Annotated in this window: 1 protein-coding gene; it reads right to left on the bottom strand. The window is 39.3% G+C overall.

Going from position 1 to position 875, the window contains the following annotated elements; translation table 11 throughout:
• On the bottom strand, nucleotides 1-875 hold an 875-nt coding region (locus IYN84_RS20845), incomplete at both ends, for a condensation domain-containing protein (RefSeq protein WP_196141217.1).

The raw sequence follows: 875 nt of genomic DNA, 5'->3' as shown, positions 1-875 counted from the left end.
ATAGCTCCGGAGCTAAACTAAAACGCTGCACAGCACCCTCGTAATCAAACAAGGCCGGGCGTTCATAATCTGTTGGCAATGCTAAAGGTTCGGCTCCCTGTAACTCGGTTTGCCAAAAAGATTTCAACCTTTCTAAAACATTACCGGACAGTTGTTCGTGTTGCCAAAAAGCATAATCCTGATAACAAATTGCTGCGTCGGAAACTCTTGTTTCATTACCATAAGCTGTCGAATTATAATAGGCAGCAAGCTCACGCATGAATACATCAATAGACCAGCCGTCAAAAGAGATATGATGCCAAACAATAAGTAAATACTGATCGACACCTGTATCAAACACATTAATCTTTATTGAAGGTTCAGTCTCCAGATTAAAAGGTCGACGAATAAAGCTTGTTATATTTTCATGCAGAGATTCACAACTATTTAACCGATGGAAGTTAATAATCTTATTATTACTTAGTGGCAACAAACTTTGGATAGCATTCCCCGTTTCAGTTTGCTGGTATACTGTGTTAAGTATGTTGTGCTTTTTTATTACTAACTGAAAAGCCGTTTCCAACTGCTCATAATTAACATCAGGTTTGAGCATTACCAAAAATGGAATATGGTATTGTCCTTTTCCTCGTTGAAACTGTTCCACATAGAATAAACTTTGCTGTGCAAAAGATAACAAACCTTGCGAGCATTTTTTTGCTGCAATTGGAGTCTGCATTTCTTCCAGTTTTTCTGCGAGTCGGGAAACGCTTTTGCACTGATATAATGACTGAAGAGAAAAGACTTTGTTAAACTGCTCCTGACATGCCGCCATCATTCGCATGGCAACCATGGAGTTACCGCCCAGTCTGAAAAAACTATCGTGAATACCTACTCGC

The sequence above is a fragment of the Aliikangiella sp. G2MR2-5 genome (genome assembly GCF_015687155.1).
Lineage (GTDB): Bacteria > Pseudomonadota > Gammaproteobacteria > Enterobacterales > Kangiellaceae > Aliikangiella.
This window is presented reverse-complemented; position numbering and strand designations above follow the sequence as displayed.